The 23,098-nt window shown below is 64.1% G+C and carries 22 protein-coding genes; 13 read left to right on the top strand and 9 right to left on the bottom strand.

Going from position 1 to position 23,098, the window contains the following annotated elements; genetic code table 11:
• Positions 1-46: 46 nt before the first annotated feature.
• From BMX92_RS19875 to BMX92_RS19865, 3 genes are read right to left on the bottom strand one after another with little or no spacing between them, the layout of a single operon-like run.
• The gene (locus tag BMX92_RS19875) at positions 47-1,432 is read right to left on the bottom strand and encodes an SPOR domain-containing protein (RefSeq protein WP_093019760.1); all 1,386 of its coding nucleotides are present in this window, start codon (positions 1,430-1,432) and stop codon (positions 47-49) included.
• 19 nt (positions 1,433-1,451) lie between these two features.
• Positions 1,452-1,970, bottom strand: coding sequence for a hypothetical protein (locus BMX92_RS19870; RefSeq protein WP_093019758.1), 519 nt, complete (start codon positions 1,968-1,970; stop codon positions 1,452-1,454).
• A gap of 13 nt (positions 1,971-1,983) precedes the next feature.
• On the bottom strand, positions 1,984-2,706 hold the full coding sequence (locus BMX92_RS19865) for a ParA family protein (RefSeq protein WP_093019756.1): 723 nt from the start codon (positions 2,704-2,706) through the stop codon (positions 1,984-1,986).
• Between the two features lie 170 nt (positions 2,707-2,876).
• Here BMX92_RS19865 and BMX92_RS19860 point away from each other — a divergent pair, with 170 nt between their 5' ends.
• A complete protein-coding gene (locus BMX92_RS19860) occupies positions 2,877-3,941 on the top strand; it encodes an SPOR domain-containing protein (RefSeq protein WP_093019754.1) in 1,065 nt (354 codons plus the stop codon).
• 46 nt (positions 3,942-3,987) lie between these two features.
• Here BMX92_RS19860 and BMX92_RS19855 read toward each other — a convergent pair whose 3' ends face one another.
• Complete coding sequence (locus BMX92_RS19855; protein ID WP_093019752.1) at positions 3,988-4,884, bottom strand: LysR substrate-binding domain-containing protein; 897 nt, start codon at positions 4,882-4,884, stop codon at positions 3,988-3,990.
• Between the two features lie 87 nt (positions 4,885-4,971).
• On the opposite strand from BMX92_RS19855, the gene BMX92_RS19850 reads away from it, so the two are divergent.
• From BMX92_RS19850 to purU, 3 genes are read left to right on the top strand one after another with little or no spacing between them, the layout of a single operon-like run.
• Positions 4,972-5,994: a DUF1338 domain-containing protein gene (locus tag BMX92_RS19850; RefSeq protein WP_093019750.1), complete on the top strand. Its 1,023-nt coding sequence runs from the start codon at positions 4,972-4,974 to the stop codon at positions 5,992-5,994.
• A 5-nt stretch (positions 5,995-5,999) separates the two neighbouring features.
• Positions 6,000-7,400 carry a succinylglutamate-semialdehyde dehydrogenase gene (astD, locus tag BMX92_RS19845; RefSeq protein ID WP_093019836.1) on the top strand — a complete coding sequence of 467 codons (1,401 nt, stop codon included), beginning with the start codon at positions 6,000-6,002 and terminating at the stop codon, positions 7,398-7,400.
• Positions 7,401-7,418: 18 nt separating this feature from the next.
• Complete coding sequence (gene purU / locus BMX92_RS19840) at positions 7,419-8,309, top strand: formyltetrahydrofolate deformylase (RefSeq protein WP_177185160.1); 891 nt, start codon at positions 7,419-7,421, stop codon at positions 8,307-8,309.
• A 180-nt stretch (positions 8,310-8,489) separates the two neighbouring features.
• Here purU and BMX92_RS27450 read toward each other — a convergent pair whose 3' ends face one another.
• From BMX92_RS27450 to BMX92_RS19820, 5 genes are all read right to left on the bottom strand, one after another.
• The gene (locus tag BMX92_RS27450) at positions 8,490-8,651 is read right to left on the bottom strand and encodes a hypothetical protein (protein WP_177185159.1); all 162 of its coding nucleotides are present in this window, start codon (positions 8,649-8,651) and stop codon (positions 8,490-8,492) included.
• Positions 8,652-9,210: 559 nt separating this feature from the next.
• Positions 9,211-9,420 (bottom strand): DUF2093 domain-containing protein, encoded by a 210-nt coding sequence (locus BMX92_RS19835; RefSeq protein WP_093019746.1) that lies wholly within the window; start codon positions 9,418-9,420, stop codon positions 9,211-9,213.
• 10 nt (positions 9,421-9,430) lie between these two features.
• A complete protein-coding gene (locus BMX92_RS19830; RefSeq protein WP_093019834.1) occupies positions 9,431-10,834 on the bottom strand; it encodes an NAD(P)H-dependent flavin oxidoreductase in 1,404 nt (467 codons plus the stop codon).
• Between the two features lie 91 nt (positions 10,835-10,925).
• Entirely contained in the window at positions 10,926-12,062 is a 1,137-nt protein-coding gene (locus tag BMX92_RS19825; protein WP_093019744.1) for a glycosyltransferase, read from the bottom strand.
• Between the two features lies 1 nt (position 12,063).
• Positions 12,064-12,933, bottom strand: a complete 870-nt coding sequence (locus BMX92_RS19820) for an alpha/beta fold hydrolase (protein ID WP_093019742.1) — start codon at positions 12,931-12,933, stop codon at positions 12,064-12,066.
• Positions 12,934-12,970: 37 nt separating this feature from the next.
• Between BMX92_RS19820 and BMX92_RS19815 the strand changes: the two genes are divergently transcribed.
• The 9 genes from BMX92_RS19815 (at position 12,971) to BMX92_RS19775 (ending at position 23,068) form a co-directional block, all read left to right on the top strand.
• Entirely contained in the window at positions 12,971-14,365 is a 1,395-nt protein-coding gene (locus tag BMX92_RS19815; protein ID WP_093019740.1) for a protein adenylyltransferase SelO family protein, read from the top strand.
• Positions 14,366-14,415: 50 nt separating this feature from the next.
• Positions 14,416-15,846 carry a succinylglutamate-semialdehyde dehydrogenase gene (astD, locus tag BMX92_RS19810; RefSeq protein ID WP_093019738.1) on the top strand — a complete coding sequence of 477 codons (1,431 nt, stop codon included), beginning with the start codon at positions 14,416-14,418 and terminating at the stop codon, positions 15,844-15,846.
• Between the two features lie 109 nt (positions 15,847-15,955).
• Positions 15,956-16,786, top strand: a complete 831-nt coding sequence (cobA, locus tag BMX92_RS19805) for a uroporphyrinogen-III C-methyltransferase (protein ID WP_093019832.1) — start codon at positions 15,956-15,958, stop codon at positions 16,784-16,786.
• The gene (locus BMX92_RS19800; RefSeq protein ID WP_093019736.1) at positions 16,783-17,079 is read left to right on the top strand and encodes a DUF2849 domain-containing protein; all 297 of its coding nucleotides are present in this window, start codon (positions 16,783-16,785) and stop codon (positions 17,077-17,079) included. The genes cobA and BMX92_RS19800 overlap by 4 nt, the downstream gene beginning before the upstream one ends.
• 2 nt (positions 17,080-17,081) lie before the next feature.
• A complete protein-coding gene (locus BMX92_RS19795) occupies positions 17,082-18,713 on the top strand; it encodes a nitrite/sulfite reductase (RefSeq protein ID WP_093019734.1) in 1,632 nt (543 codons plus the stop codon).
• Between the two features lie 119 nt (positions 18,714-18,832).
• The gene (locus BMX92_RS19790; RefSeq protein WP_093019732.1) at positions 18,833-19,273 is read left to right on the top strand and encodes a DUF934 domain-containing protein; all 441 of its coding nucleotides are present in this window, start codon (positions 18,833-18,835) and stop codon (positions 19,271-19,273) included.
• Positions 19,266-20,057 (top strand): phosphoadenylyl-sulfate reductase, encoded by a 792-nt coding sequence (locus tag BMX92_RS19785; RefSeq protein ID WP_093019730.1) that lies wholly within the window; start codon positions 19,266-19,268, stop codon positions 20,055-20,057. The genes BMX92_RS19790 and BMX92_RS19785 overlap by 8 nt, the downstream gene beginning before the upstream one ends.
• Positions 20,058-20,311: 254 nt before the next feature.
• Positions 20,312-21,223 (top strand): beta-1,6-N-acetylglucosaminyltransferase, encoded by a 912-nt coding sequence (locus BMX92_RS19780; protein ID WP_093019728.1) that lies wholly within the window; start codon positions 20,312-20,314, stop codon positions 21,221-21,223.
• A gap of 36 nt (positions 21,224-21,259) precedes the next feature.
• Positions 21,260-23,068, top strand: coding sequence for a DUF885 domain-containing protein (locus tag BMX92_RS19775; protein ID WP_093019726.1), 1,809 nt, complete (start codon positions 21,260-21,262; stop codon positions 23,066-23,068).
• Positions 23,069-23,098 lie beyond the last annotated feature (30 nt).

Genomic DNA, 23,098 nt, shown 5'->3' with positions numbered 1-23,098 from the left:
ACCCGATGGGTCTGCGCGCTTCAAGGATCGCTTGGGAGCGTAGGAATCAGCGCGAGGCGAACTGGCGTCCACGGGTAGCGAGCGCCCAGCGTTGCGGCGTGGCGTTCGGCGCGGTTTCCCGCACGAAGCACTGGCCGCGTTGCGCCCGGATCGTGCGGCAGGCCATCGTCGCATCGGCCCGGCTAGCAAAGCCGCTGATGGCGAGGCGATGATAAGGCTTGCCGTTGACGGTCGCCTGGCTGGTGAGAACCGGGAAGGCGGCCAGCGTGCCGCTGCGACCGGCCATGCTCATATATTTTTCCTTGGCGATCGCCGCGCTGTCATAGGCGCCAAGCTGGACGACCCAATTGCTGGCGCCATTGCTGACAGGCTTCAGGAAGGCAGCCTGCTGCATCCGGGCAACCGGCGCGGCAGAGACCTGTGCCTTACCAGAAGATTTGGCGAAAGCCTTTGCCGCGACCGGGCGAGCGTTATGATCTTCGATGATGAAATCGCGCGCGGCGACGCGCACCGGCCTGGACGATGCCTTGATGACCGGCGCCGGGGCAGGTTGAGCGACCGGCCGCGGTGCTGTGACAGGCGCTGGCGGCGGGGCGGCTTCGGCGACCTGCACGGGGGCGATCGGCTGGGGTTCGGGCTGGGGCGCGGCGACCGGAGCGGCCTCCGCCATCTGCACCGGTGCGGCGGCGGGCGCAGTGAGCGCCAGCGCGACCGGCTGGCCCGGGTCGCCTTCGTTACGGATCACGCCCATCAGCGCGGCGACGCGCATCGGCGCCAGCGACGGTTCGGCAATCTGCGCCCAGTCGGAGATGCGCTTGTTGGCGTCGAGCGGTTCCATGTCCATGCCCACGATCATGCGGGCATCCTTCCAGCGGCCACCCAGCGCATAGGCATAGGCCAGATTCTGGCGGGTGCGCGCCGTGGCGGAGGGATCATGGATCGCCTGCGACAGGATGCGCACGCCTTCGACCGGATCGCCCGCCATCGCCATGGCAAGGCCATAGTCGCCGGCAGGGACGGTGTCGGCATGTTCGATCAGCAGGTTGCGCGCCGCGTCGGGACGGCCCTGCGCCACCTGCACCAGCGCCAGGCTGACGACGGTGCTGGCATCGACATTGCCCAGATCCATCGCATCGGCGAGCGCGGTTTCAGCCGAGGCGAAACGCCCGGCCAGCACATAGGCGCGGCCCAATATCTGACGATAGGCAGCGTTTTGCGGAGCAAGCTGGACCGCAGCTTCGGCCGATTCAACTGCCTTTGCCGCGTTGCGGCCGACCAGCGCCTTTTCAGCGGCGGCGGCGAGTTTGGTCGGATCGCCCTTCTGCTGGACCGCCGAGGTCCGGGGACGGAAGGCTGCACCGGTGCAGCCGACCATGGTGGTGGCGACGATCAGCGAGGATAGTGCCGCCTTTCCAAATGTCTTGCGGTTCATATCAATACCCACCCTTCATTCACTGGCCGTCGCGCATGTGCGGCAGCTGCTGCGTCAGCCGGTCGATTTCCGGCAGGTCGTTGAGAAAATCGTCGAGCGCGTCGGTCACGATCTGTTGCGCGGACTGGCCAGTGATTGCACAGGCCAGCCGCAGCTTGAGATGCCGTTCAGCGTCCAGCCGCAGCGTGAAGGCGGCCTTGCGCCCTGTTGCCGTCGCCTTGGCCTCCACCTTGGCGCGCTTACCCATGATCCGTTTCGCCAGCGTCCGGCGTTCGGTGACGACGGGCGGTTCCGGCGCGGCGATCGGTGGGACAGGCGCCATCGGCGTCAGGCCGATCGGTGCGACGGGCTCCTCGACCGGCTGGAGCACCGGCTCGACATCGAAGCCCATGTCGTTCCAGCCAAGATCATCCTGCGGCACGGCCGCCGTCACGGCGCGGCCGAAGCCGAGCATCGGGCGGCGCATGGCCGGCTGCGCCGCGCCCTTGCGGGCGAGCAGGCCGGAGGTCAGCGATGCGAGTGGTTTGGGTTCTGCCATTTATCCGCCCCCTTTACTGGCCGATCACGCGGCGGCCGAAGCCTCCGCCCGAAGGCCGCGCCGCGCCGGCCGTGCCGACGCTGCCCTGGGGCACGGAAAAGACCGTGCGGCGGAAATTCTTTTCCAGCCGGTCCGACACATAGGACCAGAGCGCCACGACCTCACCGGCCGAGCGTCCCTTGGGGTCGACCTCCATCACGGTGCGGCCATCGATCATCGATGCCGCGAAATCGGTGCGGTGATGCAGCGTCACCGGCGCGACCGTGCCATGCTGCGACAGGGCGACAGCCGCTTCGGAGGTGATGCGCGCCTTGGGCGTGGCGGCGTTGACGACGAAGATCAGCGGCTTGCCTGCGCGCTCGCACAGGTCGACGGTGGCGCCCACGGCGCGCAGGTCGTGCGGACTGGGCCGGGTCGGCACGACGATCAGTTCGGCCACGGAAATGACGCTCTGAATCGCCATGGTGATGGCCGGCGGCGTATCGATGACGGCCAGCTTGAAACCCTGCTGCCGCAATATCTCCAGATCAGCGGCCAGACGCGCGACCGTGGTCTGGGCGAAGGCGGGATATTCGGCCTCGCGTTCGTTCCACCAGTCGGCGAGCGACCCCTGCGGGTCGATGTCGATCAGCACCACGGGTCCGGCACCGGCCATCTGCGCCTGCACGGCCAGATGACCGGACAAGGTCGTCTTGCCCGATCCGCCCTTCTGTGATGCCAATGCCAGAATTCGCACGCACGTCCCCCCAGAAAATCCAGTTCCGTGCGGATTGCCACGAGTGCGCCTAAAATTCGGTTAACTGCCCGAACGACTATGTCTGGTCTTGATGCACCCGCGCTAACGCGACATTAACCTTGTTTGGGGATAGATGTTTTGTAAATTCATCTGGGCAGGAGCATGGGTACATGCACGGTAGACATATTTGGGGATCGGCGGCTGCCGCGCTGTTGATCGCGACCGCACCGGCCATCGCCGATGTAAAGACCGGCGTCGATGCCTGGCAGCAGGGCGATTATGCCAAGGCGATTGGCGAATGGCGGCCGCTGGCACAGGCGGGCGATTCCGATGCGCAATTCAATCTGGGCCAAGCCTATAAGCTGGGTCGCGGCGTCCAGCCGGACCTGAATATTGCAATCGACTGGTATCGCAAGGCCGCCCAACAGGGGCATATGCGCGCCGAGGATAATCTGGGCCTGCTGCTGTTCCAGCAGGGCGACCGGAGCGGCGCCATGCCCTATCTCCAGCATGCCTCCATGCGCGGCGAACCGCGCGCGCAATATATTGTCGGAACGGCCCTGTTCAACGGCGACATGATCGGCAAGGATTGGGTCCGCGCCTATGCGCTGATGACCCGCGCGTCGGCTGCGGGCCTGCCGCAGGCGTCGTCCAGCCTTGAACAGATGGACAAGTTCATTCCCGAGGACCAGCGCAAGCAAGGTCTGGCACTGGCCGCCAGCCTGGAAAAGAACGACAGCAGCAGCAACGCGATGGCGGCCGTCACCCCGGCACCAGTACGCAGCGCCCCGTCTGCGGTCCGCACGACCGAATTGCCGCCTTCGATCATGAACATACCGCCTGCCTCGCCGCCGAGGCAAGTGGCGAGCGCGACCCCCGCTCCGGCCCAGCCAAAGCCGGTACAACCCAAGCCTGTTCCACCCAAGCCTGCGCCACAGGTGGCCGTGGCAAAGCCAGCACCCACGCCGCCCGCCCCCCGCGCCGCGCCTGCGCCTGCGGCATCGGGCAACTGGCGCGTTCAGCTTGGCGCATTCGGTGAAGAAGGGCGCGCCCGTGCGCTCTGGAGCCAGCTCAGCAAGAAGGTTGGCGGCCTGTCCGCTTATCAACCCTATCTGGTCAAGGCCGGGGCCGTCACGCGGCTTCAGGCCGGGCCGATCGCCAGCAGCGCCGACGCCAGCCGCCTGTGCGGCGCGATCAAGGCTGCCGGTGCGGACTGCATGCCCAAGAAGATGTGACCATCCGTACGAGCGTAGCGGGTCTTTGATCCTCTACGCTCGCCTTTCACCCCCTGCCGGCCTGATCCACCATCCAGTCGCGAAACTGGGCCAGCGGCCCGGCCAGCGCATCGGGCGGATAGACGAGATAATAGGCCTGCTCGGTCGACATCGGTCGGGCGAAGGGGATGACCAAAGTTCCTGCCTCCAGTTCCGGCCGGATCAGGAAGCTGGGGATCAGCGCCACCCCTGCCCCGGCCGCCGACGCCTGCGCCAGCATCAGGAAATGTTCGAAAGCGGGACCGGGCGCCAGTCCCGATGCATCCACGCCCGCCGCCGTCAGCCAGCGCGCCCAGGCGTCCCGACGGGAAGACTGGCTGAGCAAGGGGACATGCAGCAGGTCAGCCGGCTCCCGCAGCGGATGCGCCGCGAGCCAGGCCGGCGCGCAGACCGGCACCGCCTCTTCCCGGAAAAGAAAGTCCATCGCGACGCCGGGCCATTCTTCCGCGACACCGAAATGGACAGCCGCATCGAAATCCTCATGCCCGAAGTCGAAGGGCTGGGACCGGGCGGCAAAGTCGATCACCAGATCGGGATGGCGCGCGGTCAGTTGCGGCAGACGCGGCGCCAACCAGCGCATCCCGAAGCTGGGCAGGGTCGCGACGCGCAGCGCCGTCTGCGAGGGTCGCGCCGAAGCCCGCGCACTGGCGCGACGGATATTGTCGAGGGCAGGCAGCAAATCCTCGGCATAGGCGCGCCCGGCCTCGTTCAGGCGTACCCGCCGCCCGATCCGGTCGAACAGCGGCGTTTGCAGCCACGCCTCCAGCTGAGCGATCTGACGGCTCACCGCACTCTGGGTCAGGCCGATTTCCTGCCCGGCACGGGAAAAGCCACCATGGCGCACCGCCGCCTCGAACGCGGTTAGCGTGCTCATGGGGGGCAGCCATTTGCGGAAATTGCTCATTCCAAACTCGCATCAACAGATGACAGGTCGCCATTTTGAAAATCATGCCTATCTTGCGATAATGATGCTGTCACCCCGGAGCATTTCATGTCGAATGAGAATATAAGCACGATAGAGGCGCTGGTCGTCGCGACGCTGGGCGAGGATATTGCCCGCCAGACGCTGGACATGCTGACGATCGACCCGGCACTGCTGGCCGAGAGCGGCGATAACGTGTCGCGCGCCGCCTTTGCCATGGCGATGAATGTCTGCCTGTTCCATGACCTGCTTGCCCGCGTGCCGAGTGGTGACGCCTATGTCGCCGACACGCTGGCGCGGGGCGGCACCGTGCTGTTCGATCATGGCGCGCTGCGCGCCATCCGCTTTCCCGATGGACCGACCGGCGCGCTGCCCGGCGGCGAGGATGCCTTTACGCGCATCTTCCTGCCGCTGGGGTTCGAAATGGCGGCCCTCTATCCGCTGGAACGGCTGCGCATGACCGGCCGCGCCTATCGCCATGCCGACTATCCCGAAGCCATTCCGCAATTCTTCATGTCCGAACTGCATGTCGATCGGTTCGACGCGGAATTTGGCGAGGCGGCGGCCCGCGTCTTCGGCACATCGCGCGATCCGCTGGATGCGGCGGCGAAGGCGGTGCTGGCGCGCTATGCCACAGGCGAAGCTGTCTCACTCGCTGACGCAATCGCAGTTCTGCCGACCATATTGTCGGCCTTCGATCGCCAGCATGAACCGCCCGCCTTCGACGATTATCAGTTGCTGCTGTCCCGTTCCAATGAGGCCGCCTGGATCGCGACCGAGGGGAATGCCTTCAACCATGCCACCGACCGCGTGGCCAACGTCGCCGCGCTGGCCGAACGGCTGAAGGCCGAGGACCGCCCGATGAAGGAGAAGCTGGAAGTGTCCGCCACCGGCCGGGTGCGCCAGACCGCCTTTCGTGCCGACAGTGTCGAGCGTCCGTTCGCCGATGGGGAGGTGCGCATGGTGCCGGGCTCCTTCTATGAATTTATCAGCCGCGACATCGACCCGGCAACCGGTCGCCTCGACCTGGCGTTCGACACCGGCAACGCCACCGGCATTTTCGCCATGACCAGCGCGAAGGAAGCAAAGTGAGCGCCATGTTACAGTCCTTCGACCCGGCATCACGCGAACTGGTCTGGGAAGGGCCGGTTGCGGGCGCGGAAGAATGCCATCGCGCCATTGCCACCGCGCATGCCACCCTGCCCGGCTGGCGCGCGCTGCCGGTGGACGACCGCATCGCCATCGCCCGTCGCTATGCGCAGGTGCTGGGCGAACGGCGGGCGGCACTCGCCGAACTCATCTCGCGCGAAACGGGCAAACTGCTCTGGGAAAGCGACGCTGAAGTCGGATCGATGATCGCCAAGGTCGATGTGTCGATCAAGGCGCATGGCGAGCGCACTGGCGAGCGCGCGGCAGATATGCCCTTTGGCCGGGCAGTGCTGCGCCATCGCGGCCATGGCGTGATGGCGGTGCTGGGCCCCTATAATTTCCCCGGCCATCTGCCCAACGGCCATATCGTTCCGGCGCTGATCGCGGGCAATGCCGTCGTGTTCAAGCCGTCCGAGATCACCCCGGCTACTGGCGCGGCGATGGCGGATGCCTGGGCTGCCGCAGGCCTGCCCGAAGGATTGCTGACCGTGGTGCAGGGCGGGCGATCGACCGGCGAAGCCTTGGTGGCGGGTGATATTGACGGGCTGCTCTTTACCGGATCGGCAGGCGCAGGCGCGGCGTTGCGGCGCGCGCTGGTCGATCGGCCGCATGTCATCATGGCGCTGGAACTTGGCGGCAATAATCCGCTGATCGCCTGGGACAGTCCCGAAGCCGCCGCGTCGATCATCGTCAATTCGGCCTTCATCACCACCGGCCAGCGCTGTTCCTGCGCGCGCCGGCTGATCGTGCCGGAAGGCGCGACCGGCGATGCCATAGTGGAGGCGACCGCCGCACTGGCCGCCCAGCTTCCCATCGCCGCCTGGAATGAACCGGGCGAGGCCTTCATGGGACCGCTGGTGTCGGATCAGGCTGCTGCCGCATCGCACCGCGCCGTCAGCGACCTGATCGCCCGCGGCGCGAAGGTCATCCGCCCGGTCAACGGCGTCGATGGTCGCAGCGCCGCCTTCGTCACCCCTGCCCTGCTGGACATGACCGGCATGGAGGCGCCCGACGCCGAGATTTTTGCGCCGGTGCTTTCGATCATTCGAGTGCCGGCGTTCGATGCGGCGATCGCAGCCGCCAACGCCACCAGCTTCGGCCTGTCGGCGGGCCTGATCTCGCAGGACGAAGCGCTGTGGCAGCGCGTGGTCGAGGAAAGCCGGGCCGGCGTGGTCAATCGCAACCGGCCGACCACGGGCGCGGCGGGCAATATGCCATTCGGTGGTCTGGGCGCATCGGGCAATCACCGGCCCAGCGCCTATTATGCCGCCGACTATTGCGCCTATCCAATCGCCAGTTTCGAGGCGGATGCCGTGATCGCGGTGCCGGTTAACGGCTTGAACAGCTAAAGCCATTAGGGCAACGGCATGCCATCTTTATCGGAGGGGCCGTTGTCCAATATTGCCATCCCGTCCTGGGTACTGACCCTAGTCTGCGCCGATCGCGTCGGAATCGTCGCGGCGGTCAGCCGCTTTCTGGCCGAACGTGGTGGCTTCATCACCGACAGCCAGCAATATGCCGACCGGGAAGCCGATCTGTTCTTCATGCGCGTCGCCTTCGAAGCCACCGATGATCGGATGCACGATACCGATGGCCTGCGCGCCGACTTTGCCGGCATTGGCGAGGAATTTGCGATGGACTGGTCGCTCACAGCCGCCAGCCATCGCCCCCGCATGCTGATCGCGGTGTCGAAGGGATCGCATTGCCTGGCCGACCTGCTGCACCGCTGGCAGACGGGCATGCTGGCGGTCGACATCATGGGCGTGGTGTCCAACCATCCCGACATGCGGCGCATCACCGAATGGCATGGCATTCCCTATCATGAACTGCCCGCCAATGGTGATAAGGCAGCGCAGGAAGCCGCGTTGTTCGATATCTTCGATCGCAGCCGGTCCGACTATCTGATCCTTGCCCGCTATATGCAGATACTCTCGGAAGATCTGATCGCGCGGATGGCCGGGCGCTGCATCAACATCCACCACAGTTTCCTGCCCGGATTCAAGGGCGCCCGTCCTTATCACCGCGCGCATGATCGCGGGGTCAAGCTGATCGGCGCGACCGCCCATTTCGTGACGGCCGATCTGGACGAAGGGCCGATTATCGAACAGGCGGTCGAGCGCGTCGACCATCGCGCCACCGCCGACGACATGATCCGCATCGGCCGCGATATCGAGGCGCAGGTGCTGGCCCGCGCGGTCGGCTGGATCGCCGACCGGCGCGTGCTGATCAATGGCGGCAAGACGGTAGTGTTTCGGTAACAAGCCTCTCTGGTTCGAAGCGAAAGAAGGCCGATTGGAGCGTCACATATCCCCAATAATCCGTTCGCCTTGAGCTTGTCGAAGGGCCGTACTTTTCTTAAACGCTGCAGAAAAAACGGGGCTTCGACAAAGTCGAAGGGCCGAACGGACTTTGAGCGATATCTGTTTAACAGAAGGCCTCTACAGTCCCAGCCGTTCCCAGAAGTCGTCCGCGGCTATGGGTGCTGGGGCTGCGGGCGCAGACTTGTGATCGGCGCGGGTCCAGCTACTGTGGGGGATATAGATATGCTGCGCGGGCTGCGCGTGGCGTTGCAGGCGGGCGCGTGTGGTCGTGCGGGTCATCGTCTTCTCCTCAAGCAAGGGAACACGAAACCTGGCGTGGTCGCTTCGGCACCGTGCGCTTTAGCCGTTGGTGACGCGGAGCAAGCTGACATCCTTCAAAAGCCGCGGAGCGTTAAGCTCGCCACTTTATCTAGCGATTAAATTGAGAATGTCGAAATAGCTTTGCTTGGGGGCAGATACAGATGACCTTGCCCGCCACAAGTACGTGCCAATCCCTGCTGCCAAGCGCGATCCTCCGGAAAGGCGGCCAGATCGAAAGCTCGTAAAGCCGATCAGCCCACGATGCTGTAGAGGAACCAGCCTACGATCAGCAGGCTCGATACGATGCAGATACGATCACCAAAGACGTCGATACGAGACATCACCAAACATCCTTCCACCAAGAGCGATCTTTGTCGCTTCGAAGGAAAGATTACATCAGTTTTTACCGTGACGGAATAGCAAAGTTGCGGCGGAGCGAGGTGAAACGAAGGCGAGCCGACAAAATCCACCTCTTGAAAGGCCAAATCGCGAGATAGTACGCCACAATCTGGTTAGCAAACGAACGAATCGCCCCGGATCAGGTCTTGGCCCGATGTTTCAGGATGGACCGAGTCGCTTCTTCCGGCCCACGATAGGCCTCCTGCAACTCGGCGCTCCAATATTTCAGGTCTTGCAAATCGATTTGCGCACCCGAGACGGCGCAGAGCACGAAGCGCCCCGGCCGCACGATATCGAAATCGGCAGCGCCATAATGCAGCACCGCCAGCCCCTGAATATCCCCGATCATCGCGGCCCCATCAATCGCCGGTCAGAATGCGGTCGACCAGTTGCTTCACGGTCGGCACGAACCCGTTCGAATAGAAGGGGTCCTGCTTGAACCGATAGGCGGCATGGCCTGCGAACAGCAGATTCTTGTCGAGATCGCCGCCATGGACCGATTCCTGGAGCGACTTCTGGATGCAGAAGCTACGCGGATCGGCCAGACGGCCGGTGGAGTTGGTCTCGCTGTCCATCCAGCTGGAGAAGCTGCACTGCGACAGGCAGCCCATGCAATCGGTCTGGTCCTTGCGGATTTCCGCCTTTTCCGCGTCATCGACGAATACCAGCGTATTGTCCGGCGTCTTGAGCGCCGACGTGAAGCCGGCGCCGAACCATTCGCGCGCGCGCTGAAGGTCGCCCAGCGTCACCCAGAAATTCTTGCCCTTCACGCCCACGTCGAGCTGGTGGGTATGATCGCCCGCCTGTTCGGTGCTGAACGGAATCTGGCGGTCCGAGCGTGCTTCGAGCGAGCGCAGGAAGGGATTGCGGATCGCCGAGCTGTAGAAGCCGGTGGGCGAGAATTTGTGCAGCAGCACATCGCCCGGCTCCAACTGCATCAGCCGGTCCTTCCACCCCTGCGGGATCGGGCTTTCCTGCGTCAGCAGCGGACGGGTGCCGAACTGGAACATGATCGATCCCAGTTCCGGATTGTCGATCCAGTCGTTCCAGTCCTTGAGCGCCCAGACGCCGCCCGCCATCACGATCGGCACTTCGTCCGAAATGCCGCCTTCGCGCATCGTCGCGCGCAGATCGCGCACGCGGGGATAGGGGTCCTGCGGCGCGCGCGGATCTTCCGCGTTGGACAGGCCGTTATGGCCGCCCGCCAGCCAGGGATCTTCATAGACCACCGCCGCCAGCCATTCCGACGCCTTGGAATAGGCACGCTTCCACAGCGCGCGGAAGGCGCGGCCGGAGGAGACGATCGGAAGATAGCTGACATTGTAGGACGCGGCGATTTCGCTGAGCTTATAGGGCATGCCCGCGCCGCAGGTGACGCCGGCCACCATGCCACGGGTCTTCTCCAGCACGCCGTGCAGAACCCGCTGCGCGCCGCCCATTTCCCACAGGACGTTGATGTTGATCGCGCCCTTGCCACCGGCGATCTCGAACGCGCGCTTCACCTGTTCGACGGCGCCGTCGATGGCATAGGCGATCAGCTCTTCATGCCGGTCGCGGCGGGTGCGGCCATGATAAAGTTGGGGGATGACGTTGCCGAAGCTGTCATAGCTGTCGGCGTTGACCGCCGACACCGTGCCGATGCCGCCGGCCGCCGCCCAGGCGCCAGAGCTGCTGTGGTTGGATACGGCAACGCCCTTGCCACCTTCGACTATCGGCCAGACTTCGCGGCCACCATAGACGATGGGCTTCAACCCCTTGAACAACGACATCTCCTGCACATGCACCCGGCCCCCTCGACCGGGTAAAAAGCGACCCTATAGCAGCTTTGGCTGTCTATGACGAATTTGGCGCGCCCTAGCGCAAAATCATGGGACTGGCCAGAGCCTCCCCATAAAGGCGTGCATAAGCGTTTACCATGTCTTCCTCGGCATAATCGCGCGTTGCGCGCAGTCGGTTCGCAGCACCCAGACGCTGGCGCAAATCGGCATCCGATGCCAAGGCCCCAAGCGCCTGCGCCAGACCCGTTTCGTCCGGCACGACGAAGGGCCGGTTTTCGGGCGCGACCATGTTGGCGACGTCGCCCACATCCATCGACGCGGCCGGTATGCCCGCCGCCATCGCCTCCACCAGCGAGATCGGAAATTGCTCGCTGTCGGAGGACAGGGCGAAAATATCGAACAGGCCCACGAAGCGCCAGGGACGATCCATGAAGCCGGCCATATGGATGTCGGTGAGACCATGGGCGACCGCCTCCGCCAGGATCACATCGCGTTCCGGCCCCTCTCCCACCACCACCAGTTGCAGCCTGTCCCTATGGGCGGCGACAGCGCGGACGAGGCGCGGGATATTCTTGACCGCGCGCAAGCCGGCCAGCGTGCCGACCAGCAGCTTGCCGGGCGTGCGGACAAGGCCGGGGATCGCATCCGGCGCGGGCGGCTGCGCATAGCGGGCGACATCGATGCCGTTGCGGATCAGATGCACCTTTGCCGCCGGCTGCTTCCACACAGTGCGGGCAATCCCCTCCAGCCGCACCGACGGCACGACCAGCGCATGGGCACGTTGCAAGGCCAGGCGACGAAACAGGTTGCGCTTGGTCTTGAGGCCATTTGCTTCATCCGCGTTGAAGCCATCCTCATGATGGATCAGCGGCGGCATGCCCGCGGAGGCGCCCGCCAGCCGATGCGCCATCACCGCATCCATCGATCCCCAATTATAGGTCAGGATCAGGTCGAAGCGCTTGAGGAAAGCGCGTATCTCCCGATAACGCGCCGGTCCGGGCTTACCGGCGAAGGATGGCCCACCGGGGAAATCCACATCAATGGACGGGTCGATCGCGCTGCGCGCACCCAGCGCCTGCGCGTCTGCACTGACGATGCTATGGCGCGCCTTGTCGCCCCAGATGTTCATCAGCCGGATGGCGCGCGCTTCCTTGCCGCCCAGGGTGAAGCTGCCATGGACATGGAGCATATGGGGCCGTTTCCCGCCTGCCATGTCAGCCCTGGAGGACGCGGGTCAGCAGCCGGTCGATCGCTGCCGCGCTTTCCGGCTCATCCAGCGCCGGTGCATGGCCGACGCCCGGCACCGTGACCAGTTCGACAGTCTCGCCAATGTCCCCTGCCATGCGCTGCGCCGTCGCTTCGCTCAACAGATCGGACCGTTCGCCGCGCAGCAACAGGGTCGGGATGCCCCGAAATGCCTGCACCACCGGCCACATATCGACGCCCGCCTCGCTGCCCATGGCGCGGATCGGCTCGGCGATCTTCATGTCATAGTCCAGCACGACGCGCCCGCCGCTGTTCAGGCGATACAGACGCTTGGCCATGGCCAGCCATTGTTCCAGATCATAAGCGGGATAGACATCTTCATTCGCCTCCGCCAGCGCGCGGGCGGCATGGACCCAGGTGGGATGCGACTGGCCGACGCCGACATAGGAACGGATGCGCGCCAGCCCGCCTTCATCCAGCACCGGCCCCACATCGTTGAGCAGCGCGCCTGCCAGCCATTCCTTGTGCGTGGCGGCCATCAACATGGTGATAATGCCGCCCAGCGATGTGCCGATCGCAACGAAGCGCGTAATGGCAAGGTCCGCCAGCAACCGGCCGATATCCTGAAAATAGGTCAGCGGGACATAGGTCATCGCATCCTTGGCATAGGCGCTTTCGGCGCGGCCGCGCATGTCCGGGCAGATCAGCCGCCATTCGCCCGCCAGCCGACCGGCCAGCGGTTCGAAATCACGCGCATTGCGGGTCAGGCCCGGCAGGCACAGCAAGGGCGGACGCCCATCCTCACCGCCGGCATAATCCCGATAATGGAGCCGAAGGCCGTCAGGCGACCACCAATATCCGTCGCTATATCCGCTCAAGCTTGATCCTTCTGGTGACCTTCCCCCATATCGCCTTATGAACCAGACGCCGCAAGCCGCCAATTATCGCCCCGCGACCGAAATCGACACGCTGATGCCCGACATCGGCGATCCGGTCGCAGCCGCAGACTTTCCACAAACGATCCTGCGCTATCGCAACGACCGGGCGGCGGAGTCCGTAGGGCTGGATGGGCTGAGTGACGCGGAATGGATCGCGCATTTCGGTCGTTTCCAGCCGCTGGAGGGCAGCCTGCCCCGGCCGCTGGCGCTGCGCTATCATGGCCATCAGTTCCGCCACTATAATCCCGATATCGGCGACGGACGCGGATTCCTGTTCGCGCAGATGCGGGATGCCGACGATCGCTTGCTCGATATGGGCACCAAAGGATCGGGACAAACCCCCTATAGCCGCTTTGGCGACGGGAGGCTGACGCTGAAAGGCGGCGTGCGGGAGATATTGGCGACGGAGATGCTGGAGGCGCTGGGCGTCAACACGTCAAAGACCTTCTCCATCATCGAGACGGGCGAGGCGCTGGAGCGCAATGACGAACCCTCCCCCACGCGCGGAGCGGCGATGGTGCGGCTGAGCCATTCGCATATCCGCATCGGCACGTTCCAGCGCGCGGCCTTTCATGAAGACAAGGCGTTACTGGAGCGGCTGACCGATTATGCCCTGACGCGGCTCTATGACGAAATTCCCGACGACAATCCGCCCGCGCAACTGCTGGGGCGCGTGGTGGAGCGTACCGCCGATCTGGCGGCGAGCTATATGGTCGCGGGCTTCGTGCATGGCGTGCTCAACAGCGACAATATAAATGTGACCGGTGAGAGTTTCGACTATGGGCCATGGCGCTTCACCCCGCTGTGGGACGCGAATTTCACCGCCGCCTATTTCGATCATAATGGTCTCTATGCTTTCGGGCGGCAGGCCGAGGCGATTCACTGGGACGTCGCGCAACTGGCGGTGTCGTTGCGCGCGCTGGTCGAGGCGCCGGCGTTGATCGAGCAACTGGAGCGATTCCCGGCCCTCTATGGCGATGCGATGCAGCGTCGTTTCTGCTGGCGGCTGGGCGTCGAGCCGGGTGCGGACCCCGGTGCGATGATCGAGTCCGCCGTGCGCGGCATGGTGACGAGTGCGACGCCGATCGATCGTTTCTTCCATGACTGGCGGGGCGGCGTGGCGGGGGATGACGCCGCCTATGGCGATGCTACATGGGCGCCTTTCCGGGAAGCGATCCAGAACTTTACCGCGACGCCCGGCGCGCGGAATCATGCCTATTGGACCGACGAAACGCCCTGCTCCATGCATATCGAGGAAGTCGAAGCGATTTGGAGCGCGATCGACCGCGATGACGACTGGGGGCCGCTATCTTCCAAGGTCGCCGCGATCCGGCGCATGGGGGAAGCGCTGGGGCCGAAAGCGACGAGTTGAAAATATCCCTCGCCATTCCTTAACCAATTTCCATCATACCTCCGGCCCAAATGGTCGCGCTTACATCTTATGAACCTGCAACCGGCGCCCTGCTGTGGCAAGGCGAGCCGGGCGATGTCGATACGGAAGTCGCGCGCGCCCGCGCCGGCTGGCCGCGCTGGGCCGCGCAGCCCATCGCCTATCGCATCGAAACGCTGCGCCGCTTCGTCAATGTCGTGCGCCGGCACGAGGATGCGCTGGCGGACCTGATCGCCCGCGAAACCGGTAAGCCGCTGTGGGACGCCCGCAATGAAGTCGCCGCCGTCATGGGCAAGATAGACGTCAGCGTCGCCGCCTACTCCGAACGCACCGGGCAGAAGCGGCTGGAAGCGGCGCTGGGCGCGCGCCAGTCCGTGCGGCACAAGCCCCATGGCGTGATGGCGGTGCTTGGCCCCCATAATTTCCCGGCGCACCTGCCCAACGGTCATATCATTCCCGCGCTGCTGGCGGGCAATGCCGTGGTGTTCAAGCCGTCGGAAAAGACGCCCGCCGTGGGCGAAATGCTGGTGAAGCTCTACCATGAAGCGGGCGTGCCCACCGATGTCATCCGACTGCTGATCGGCGGCGCAGATACGGGCAAGGCGCTGAACGCGCACCCCGATGTCGGCGGCATATTGTTCACCGGATCGGCGCAAACCGGCATCGCCATCAACCGCCAATTTGCCAGCAATCCGTCCAAGATTCTGGCGCTGGAGATGGGCGGCAACAATCCGATCATCCTGTGGGACACGCCGGAAATCAGTGCGGCCGCGACACTTGTGGTCCAGTCGGCCTTCATGACCAGCGGCCAGCGTTGCACCGCCGCCAGTCGCCTGATCGTGAAGGAAAGCCTCGCCGATCGCCTGATCGCCGAGGTCAAGAAGCTGGCGGACCGGCTGATCGTGGATCATCCCCATGCCAACCCCGCCCCCTATATGGGACCGGTGATCGACAACCAGACCGCCGATGGCCTGACCGAAAGCTTCCTGTGGCTGATGAGCAATGGCGGCCGGCCGATCAAGCATATGGTGCGCCCGCAAAAGGGCCTGCCCTTTCTGACGCCCGCCATCATCGACGTCACCGCGATGAAGGAGCGTCCCGATGTCGAACTGTTCGGCCCGCTGCTTCAGGTGATCCGGGTAACGGAATTTGAGGACGCCATCGCGGAGGCCAATAATACGCGCTATGGCCTGTCCGCTTCCCTGATCGGCGGATCGCCCGAGCAATATAATCTCTTCTGGTCGAACATCCGGGCCGGTATCGTCAACTGGAACCGGCCGACCAATGGCGCCTCTTCCAACGCGCCGTTCGGCGGCGTCGGGGTATCGGGCAATCATCGGCCCAGCGCCTATTATGCCGCCGATTATTGCGCCTATCCGGTGGTGTCGGCGGAGATCGAGACGCCCCGCGCATCCATCGGCGTGGGGCTGAAGGATATCGACGTCGCCGTCATGGGCGATTGAGCCGGGACCTATCCGGCCCCTATCCGGCAAGAGCGCGAAAACATTTCCTAATCCCCGCCATACCCATTCTGAATTGAACTCACGCGGCGCATTCGCCATGTGGGCGACCATGGCTCAAAATGCATCTGCTACCGTCCACCTGGTGGGCGCGGGACCGGGCGATCCGGAACTGCTGACGCTCAAGGCAGTGCGCCTGATCGGCGACGCCGACGTGATCGTGCATGACGGGCTGGTATCCGACGCCATATTGGCGCTGGCATCGCCCGACGCCGAACTGATCTCCGTTGCCAAACAGCGCAGCCGCCATTCGATGCCGCAGGAGGGAATCAACGCCCTGCTGATCGATCTGGCGCGTGAAGGGCGCCGGGTCGTTCGGCTGAAGGGCGGCGATCCGTTCATCTTCGGCCGGGGCGGCGAGGAAGTCGATGCCTGCCGCGCCGCCGGCGTACCGGTGGAGGTGGTGCCAGGGATCAGCGCCGCGATCGGCAGCGCGGCGGCCGCGCAACTCCCCTTGACCCATCGCGCCGCGTCCAGCGCAGTCAGCTTCGTCGCTGGCCAGTGCAAGGGGCTGACCGATCAGGACTGGTCCGGTCTGGCGGGTAAGGGCCGTACACTCGTTATCTATATGGGCGTGGCGACCGCTGCCGACATCGCCGACAAGCTGATCGCCGATGGCGTGTCGCCGACCTTGCCCGTCGCCGTGCTGGAAAATGGGACGCGCGCGGACATGCGCACGCTGCGCACCCTGCTCGCCGATCTGGGCGACATGGTGGTGCGGGAACAGGTGGTCAGCCCGGCGCTGATCGTGGTCGGTGAAGTCGCCGCCCATGCGCTGGCGCAGGACGCGCTGATCGCCTATCGCGACACGGCAGAGACTATGGAGGGTTCGGCAACGACCGGGCCGGATGGGAAAAGGCCAAATTGGAAAAGGGTGGCATGAAGATATTGACGGGCAATGACCTGGTGAGCGGCGACGTCATCTGGTGGGCGGGCGACGGCTGGTCGCGGCAGGTTGGCGATAGCGCAGACGTGGGCGACAAGGGCGACGATCTCGCCCGCACCGAAGAAGCCGCGCTGCGCGTCGTGGGCGCTTATGTGATCGATGCGACCGTGACCGACGAAGGCGTGCGCCCGGCCCATATCAAGGACCGCATCCGCGCCCTTGGCCCGACTGTCCGCCCCGACCTCAATCTCAAACCGAATGATGCCGACGCCGGCAACTGGGTGATCTGACCATGTATCGCTACGACAGCTATGACCAGTCCATCGTCGACGCCCGTGTCGATGAATTTCGCGATCAGGTGCAGCGGCGCCTGACCGGCGCGCTGACCGAGGATCAGTTCAAGCCGCTGCGGCTGATGAACGGCCTCTATCTCCAGCTTCACGCCTATATGCTGCGCGTCGCCATCCCCTATGGCACCCTCTCCGGCAAGCAGATGCGCAAGCTGGGCGAGATCGCGGCGAAGTATGACAAGGGCTATGGTCACTTCACCACGCGCCAGAACCTGCAATATAACTGGATCAAGCTGGCCGATGCGCCTGACATCCTGGCCGAACTGGCGACGGTGGAAATGCATGCGATCCAGACCAGCGGCAATTGCATCCGCAATATCTCGTCCGACCAATATGCGGGCGTAAGCGCCGACGAGGTGGCAGATCCCCGCCCCTGGGCCGAACTGTTGCGCCAATGGTCGAGCTTCCACCCGGAATTCACCTATCTGCCGCGCAAGTTCAAGATTGCGGTGATCGCGTCGGACGACGACCGCGCAGCGATGCGCCTGCACGATATCGGCCTGAAGCTGGTGTCGAAGGATGGCGTGATCGGCGCCGAAGTCTATGCCGGCGGCGGCATGGGTCGCACCCCGATGGTCGCCCCGCAGATCCGCGATTTCGTGCCGGAAGAGGAGATCGTCTCCTATCTGGAAGCCTGCCTGCGCGTCTACAACCGCTACGGCCGCCGCGACAACAAGTATAAGGCCCGCATCAAGATCCTGGTCCATGAGATTGGCGTCGAGGACTATAAGCGCCAGGTCGAGGAAGAGTTTGCGCATATGAAGCAGCTCGGCCTCAATCCGCCCGTCGAAGAGCTGGACCGCATCCGCGCCTTTTTCGCCAACCCGGCCTATGAAACGGGCCTGAGCGAAGCGATCGATCGCGCCGATCCGGCCTTCGCCCTGTGGGTCGACCGTCAGGTCGCGGCGCACAAGCAGCCGGGCTATGCGATCGTCAATATCAGCCTGAAGCCGCTGACCGGCATCCCCGGCGACGCTTCGGCCGAACAGATCGAACTGGTCGCGTCGCTGGCCGAGCAATATTCGCTCGACGAACTGCGTGTCACCCATGCGCAGAATCTCGTCCTGCCGCATGTGAAGAAGGCGGACCTCTACGCCATCTGGCAGAAACTGGAAAACGCTGGTCTAGCAGAAGCCAATCTCGACCTGATCACCGACATCATCGCCTGCCCCGGCCTGGATTATTGCGCGCTCGCCAACGCCCGCTCGATCCCGCTGGCGCAGAAAATCGCGCAGCGCTTCGCCGACGCGGAACGTCAGGCCGAACTGGGCGAACTGAAGCTGAAGATCAGCGGTTGCATCAACGCCTGCGGCCACCATCATGCCGGCCATATCGGCATTTTGGGCGTCGACCGGAAGGGCGTGGAGAATTTCCAGTTGTCGCTGGGCGGATCGGGCGCGGAAGATACGTCGCTGGGCCAGATCACCGGACCGGGCTTTTCCGAGGACGGCGTGGTCGACGCGATCGAGAAGGTCACGGATCTTTACCTTGCACAGCGGGAAAGCGGAGAGCGCTTCCTCGACACCTATCGCCGTCTTGGCATGAAGCCCTTCAAGGAGGCGATCTATGGTTGAGTGCAAACAACAACCGTTCGCCCTGAGCCTGTCGAAGGGCTCCACCGAACGCAGTGAGGTGTCTTCGCTCCGCTCTGACATGGGCTTCGACTTCGCTCAGCCCGAACGGATTTTTTAAGATGGTTGAATTTCTTTCCTTCCGCGACGGCGAATCCGCGCAGGAACCGGCCGTCACGGTCGAATCCTTCACCGGCCAGACCAACGCCACCGCCGTTCGGGTCGAACCGGGCGAGGATGCGCGCGAATTGCTGCCCTATCTCGACCGGCTCTCGCTGGTCGAGGTGAACTTCCCGGCCTATGGGGATGGCCGCGGCTATTCCGCCGCGCGCATATTGCGGGAATCGGGCTATCAGGGCGAATTGCGCGCTGTGGGCGATGTGCTGGTGGACCAGATCAACGCCATGCGCCGCTGCGGCTTCGACAGCTTCCACCCCAATAAAGCGCTCGACGATGCCGCCGTCGATCGCGCGCTCAATCGCTATGCCGACGTCTATCAAAAGGCGATCGATGGCCGCCAGCCCGTCTGGGCGAAACGGCACCCGGAGAAAATTGATGGCTGAACCTGCCCGCCAGATCGACATGATCGACGCCCGCCCTGCCTTTACGCAGGCCGATGCCGACGCGCTCAACGCGCGGTTCGAGGGCGTCGATACGATCACCATGCTCAAGACCGTGTTCGCAGAAGGGCTCGCCGGCAATGTCGCCGTCGTCTCCTCCTTCGGCACGGAAAGCGCGGTGTTGCTCGATCTGGTGGCCAAGGCGGACAGGAATGTCCCCGTCATCTTCGTCGACACGCTCAAGATGTTTGCCGAGACGCTCAATTATCGCGACACGCTGATCAAGCGTCTCGGCTTTACCGACAGCCGCACCGTCGCGCCGATCGCGGACGTGATCGCGAAGAAGGACGAAACCGGCCTGCGCTGGTCCTATGACCCCGACGGCTGCTGCGAAATCCGCAAGGTCGAGCCGATGAAGCGCGCCAAGGATGGCCTGGACGCCTGGATTTCAGGCCGTAAGGCGTTCCAGTCGGTCACGCGCCAGAACCTGCCCCGGTTCGAGGTGGAGGATGGCCGGCTGAAGCTCAACCCGTTGGGCGACTGGACCAAGTCGGATCTGGAAGTCTATTTCGACCGCGAAAACCTGCCCCGTCACCCGCTGGAGGCGCAGGGCTATCTGTCGATCGGCTGCGAACCCTGCACATCCAAGGTGATGCCGGGCGAAGACCCGCGCGCGGGTCGCTGGCGCGGCTGGGACAAGGTGGAATGTGGTATCCACTCGCCGGTGTCACCGATCCCGACTCCCGTCGCCGATCCTGACGACCCGGCGAACCAGCCGGTTTTCTAACCGGCGCAAGCGTCCGCCGCTCCTGGTACGGCGGACGCTCCTGCATGTCTGACGACCTCATTTCGGCGCGCCCCTAACAATCGCCCTGCGCAATCCCTATATGCCGATCTCGGCATAGGACCGGGGCGGCCTCGCTTCGACCTGAACCCCTTATGCCGATCGGACCCAGTTTCGATCATTTTCCAAAAGGCTGGAAACACCCGCACCGCATCTGGTCGCCTGACCGGACGCGTGCCCGATGGAGTACGCCTTGCATGATCGCTTATCTGATTCTCGTCCATCGCTTCCCCGAACAGTTCAAGCGCATGTTCCGGGCCATCTATGTACCGGGAAATCAGTATCTGATCCATGTCGATCTGCGGTCCGGACCGAAGATGATCGCCGACATTGCCGCCTTCCTCAAACCCTATGCCAATGTCGCGATGCTGCCTTCGCGCAAGATGCTGTGGGGCGGTTACAGCCTTGTCGACGCGGAATTGCGGGGCATGGCGAAGCTGCTGGAGATGAATGCGGACTGGCGCTATTTCATCAACCTGAGCGGACAGGATTTTCCGCTCAAGTCGCAGGCCTATATCGCCAACTATCTGGCCAGCCATGATGGGACGGAGTTCATTCGCGCCGTTCCGCAACAGGTGGTCCGTCCCGACACGATGAATCGTCTCAGCCATTATTTTCTGGAGGCCTTCAACCGGATTGTGCGGACCGGCGTGCGCCGTGGCCCCATGGCCGCAGTCACCCCCTATATCGGCACCCAGTGGAAAGCGGTCACCCGCAATTTCTGCGACTTTGCCTGCCACGATCCGGCCACCGAGCGGTTCAAGCGTTTCTACCGCCGCACGCTGATCGCCGATGAAGGCTTTTTCCAGACGGTGATGATGAACGCCTTTTCCGGCGGCAAGATCGTGAATGACGATCTGCGCACGATCGACTGGATTCCCGACGGCGACATCAAATTGCGTCCTCGCACTTTCGTCACGCGCGATGCGCTGCGGCTGACGCTGAGCCCGGACCTGTTCGCCCGCAAATTCGATGCGCAGGAGGACAGCCATATCCTCGACCTGCTCGAAGCGCATCTGCTGACCCCGGCCGCCACGACCCTTCCCGTGCCCGGCAGCGTGCACGCAACATTGTTGCAAGCCTCTGGACGGATCATATCCCCGGCTTAGAAAGTCTCCCTTATTCAAGGATAAGGGAGTCGCCGCATGGATCGCCGTCAATTTCTCGCCACTACGGGCGCCGTTGCGCTGAGCGCCGCCGCGCCGCGTGTGCTGGCCCAGACCGGCGGGGATGACGCCCGCCTGTCGGCCGCCTTCGCGTCGATCTTCGAACGGCAACTCGATCTGTCGCCCGCGATGGTCACGAGCCTGGGCCTGGACAAGGGCGCGCGGTCGATGGCCAAGAGTCAGCTCGACGACAATAGCAAGTCGGGCATGATGAAGAAGCTGGCCGCCACCCAGGCCGCGATCAAGGAACTGGACGGTTTCAAGTCCGCCAGTCTGTCCGACGCGCAGCGGCTGAACCTCGACGTCGTGCTCTATGCGCTCGACCAGCAGACTGTTTCAGCAGGGAAATTCGGGCTGAACAGCGTGCAGCGCCCCTATCGCATCTTTCAGCAGGGCGGCAGCTATTTCTCGACCCCCGATTTTCTGAACACCTCCCATACGATCGTCGCAGCGCCGGATTGCGAGGCCTATGTCGCGCGGCTCGACGCCTTTGCGCGTAACCTGCGGACTGACACGGCGCTCCAGCGGGATGAAGCAGCGCGCGGCTATCTTGCCCCCGGCTGGTCGCAGGACCTGACGCTGGGCCAGTTGAAGAAGCTGCGCAGCCAGCCCGCCGCCGACAGTTCCATGGTGCAGTCACTGGTCAAACGTGCCGCTGCCAAGGGTATCGCCGGCGACTGGCAGGGACAGGCCAGCGCGATCGTGGAAAAAGCCATCTATCCCGCGCTCGACGAACAGATTGCAGCGATCGAAGCGCTCAAGGGCAAGACCGCTGCCGGGGACGGCGTATGGCGCACCCCGCGTGGCGATGAAATCTACGCGGCCGCCCTGAAGCAGGCGACCACCACGGACCTGAGCTCCGAGCAGATACACGCCATGGGACTGGAGCAGGTCGCCGACATCAGCGCCCAGCTCGACACCATCCTCAAGGATGCCGGACGCACCGGCGGCACGATCGGCGAGCGGCTGGCCGCGCTCAATGTCGATCCGGCCCAGCTTTATGCCGACAGTGCGGAAGGGCGCGCCGCCCTGCTGGCCCAGCTCAATCGCGACGTCGACGCGATGAAAGCCAAGCTACCCAATGCCTTCGCGACCATTCCTGATACCCCGCTGGAAATCCGCGCGGTGCCGGTCGAGATTCAGGATGGCGCCTCCAACGGCTATTATAATCGCGCGGCGCTCGACGGCTCGCGCCCGGCCATCTACTTCATCAACCTCAAGGATGTCGGCGACTGGCCCAAATATGGCCTGCCCTCGCTCACCTATCATGAAGGCGTGCCGGGCCATCATCTCCAGATTTCGACGGCGCAAACCGCCGGCGATATTCCGATGCTGCGCAAGACCGCTTTCATGAGCGCCTATACCGAAGGATGGGCGCTCTATGCCGAGCAACTGGCGGACGAACTGGGCGGCTATGCAACGCCGATCGACCGGGCCGGCTATCTCCAGTCCTTCCTGTTCCGCGCGGCGCGACTGGTGGTCGACACCGGCATCCACGCCAAAAAGTGGGATGTGAAGCAGGCGACCGACTATATGGTCGAAAAGACCGGCTTCGCCCGTCCCCGCTGCCAGCGTGAAGTTGAACGCTATTGCACCCAGCCGGGTCAGGCGACCAGCTACAAGGTCGGTCATGGCGTCTGGACGAAGGCCCGTGCGGCGGCGCAGGCGGAACTGGGCGATGCCTTCGATCTCAAACAGTTCCACGCCATTCTGGAGGAAGGCGCGATGCCGCTGTCCATGCTGGAGAAGCGGGTGGCGGCGCGGGCGAAAGCCGCGAAGGCCGCATAACGCCCCGCTTTATACGCTATCGTCATCCCC

This window comes from Sphingobium sp. YR768, from assembly GCF_900111125.1.
Taxonomy (GTDB): Bacteria; Pseudomonadota; Alphaproteobacteria; order Sphingomonadales; family Sphingomonadaceae; genus Sphingobium.
Note: the sequence above shows the minus strand (reverse complement) of the source record. Positions and strands in the feature narration are given on the sequence as shown.

What these genes read in the sequence shown, in the direction of transcription:
- BMX92_RS19875 (WP_093019760.1), bottom strand. Translation starts at nt 1,432, where the DNA reads ATGAACCGCAAGACATTTGGAAAGGCGGCACTATCCTCGCTGATCGTC.
- BMX92_RS19870 (WP_093019758.1), bottom strand. Translation starts at nt 1,970, where the DNA reads ATGGCAGAACCCAAACCACTCGCATCGCTGACCTCCGGCCTGCTCGCC.
- BMX92_RS19860 (WP_093019754.1), top strand. Translation starts at nt 2,877, where the DNA reads ATGCACGGTAGACATATTTGGGGATCGGCGGCTGCCGCGCTGTTGATC.
- BMX92_RS19855 (WP_093019752.1), bottom strand. Translation starts at nt 4,884, where the DNA reads ATGAGCAATTTCCGCAAATGGCTGCCCCCCATGAGCACGCTAACCGCG.
- BMX92_RS19850 (WP_093019750.1), top strand. Translation starts at nt 4,972, where the DNA reads ATGTCGAATGAGAATATAAGCACGATAGAGGCGCTGGTCGTCGCGACG.
- astD (WP_093019836.1), top strand. Translation starts at nt 6,000, where the DNA reads ATGTTACAGTCCTTCGACCCGGCATCACGCGAACTGGTCTGGGAAGGG.
- purU (WP_177185160.1), top strand. Translation starts at nt 7,419, where the DNA reads ATGCCATCTTTATCGGAGGGGCCGTTGTCCAATATTGCCATCCCGTCC.
- BMX92_RS27450 (WP_177185159.1), bottom strand. Translation starts at nt 8,651, where the DNA reads ATGACCCGCACGACCACACGCGCCCGCCTGCAACGCCACGCGCAGCCC.
- BMX92_RS19835 (WP_093019746.1), bottom strand. Translation starts at nt 9,420, where the DNA reads ATGATCGGGGATATTCAGGGGCTGGCGGTGCTGCATTATGGCGCTGCC.
- BMX92_RS19825 (WP_093019744.1), bottom strand. Translation starts at nt 12,062, where the DNA reads ATGGCAGGCGGGAAACGGCCCCATATGCTCCATGTCCATGGCAGCTTC.
- BMX92_RS19815 (WP_093019740.1), top strand. Translation starts at nt 12,971, where the DNA reads ATGAACCAGACGCCGCAAGCCGCCAATTATCGCCCCGCGACCGAAATC.
- astD (WP_093019738.1), top strand. Translation starts at nt 14,416, where the DNA reads ATGGTCGCGCTTACATCTTATGAACCTGCAACCGGCGCCCTGCTGTGG.
- cobA (WP_093019832.1), top strand. Translation starts at nt 15,956, where the DNA reads ATGGCTCAAAATGCATCTGCTACCGTCCACCTGGTGGGCGCGGGACCG.
- BMX92_RS19800 (WP_093019736.1), top strand. Translation starts at nt 16,783, where the DNA reads ATGAAGATATTGACGGGCAATGACCTGGTGAGCGGCGACGTCATCTGG.
- BMX92_RS19795 (WP_093019734.1), top strand. Translation starts at nt 17,082, where the DNA reads ATGTATCGCTACGACAGCTATGACCAGTCCATCGTCGACGCCCGTGTC.
- BMX92_RS19790 (WP_093019732.1), top strand. Translation starts at nt 18,833, where the DNA reads ATGGTTGAATTTCTTTCCTTCCGCGACGGCGAATCCGCGCAGGAACCG.
- BMX92_RS19785 (WP_093019730.1), top strand. Translation starts at nt 19,266, where the DNA reads ATGGCTGAACCTGCCCGCCAGATCGACATGATCGACGCCCGCCCTGCC.
- BMX92_RS19780 (WP_093019728.1), top strand. Translation starts at nt 20,312, where the DNA reads ATGATCGCTTATCTGATTCTCGTCCATCGCTTCCCCGAACAGTTCAAG.
- BMX92_RS19775 (WP_093019726.1), top strand. Translation starts at nt 21,260, where the DNA reads ATGGATCGCCGTCAATTTCTCGCCACTACGGGCGCCGTTGCGCTGAGC.